Source organism: Bartonella sp. TT110JLCBS (assembly GCF_042193405.1).
Lineage (GTDB): Bacteria > Pseudomonadota > Alphaproteobacteria > Rhizobiales > Rhizobiaceae > Bartonella.
In genome coordinates, this window is sequence record NZ_JBHILT010000274.1 from 1 (window position 1) to 592 (window position 592).

At 42.1% G+C, this 592-nt stretch carries 1 protein-coding gene; it reads left to right on the forward strand.

Annotated elements, in window-relative coordinates:
• A partial coding sequence (locus tag ACFILW_RS10905) for a POTRA domain-containing protein (protein WP_375685843.1) occupies positions 1-592 on the forward strand: 592 nt, incomplete at both ends.

Consider the following 592-nt stretch of genomic DNA (forward strand, 5'->3'; position numbering starts at 1 on the left):
TTGTTGTTGAGGGAGTGCATCATGTCAAAAAGCGCTCTATATCAGCCGTAACAGAGCCTTATGTTGGAAGATGTATTGGTCTTTTTGATATTCAGCTCTTAATCAAGAAGTTAACCAAAGTTTATTTGGATCAAGGCTATGTAACGGCGCGTTTTTATATTCCTGATCAAGATATCAAAAACAGCAAGACGCTCAAATTTGTTGTCGTTGAGGGCAAGCTTTCAGAGATTTACTATAATGGTTCACCGGCGTCTCGTTATAATAATGTTGTATGGAGTGCTTTTCCTGGGCTTCAAGGTCATGTTCTGAACATGCGCGATATTGAACAGGGGCTTGATCAGATCAACCGTTTGAGTTCAGCACACGCTCAAAGCGAACTTCTTCCAGGGCGTGAAGAAGGGAGCACCATTGTCAATATTAACAATCATCCCGATAAAACTTTCAAGGTTACTGTTTCTCATGACAATATGGGACAATCTTCCACGGGTTATGCGCGTTATAGTGCGGGCTTGAGGGTAGAAAATATTTTAGGGATGAATGATGCGTGGGATTTTAACTATCAACGCAGTGAGCCCGATTATTGGGGTGGGAG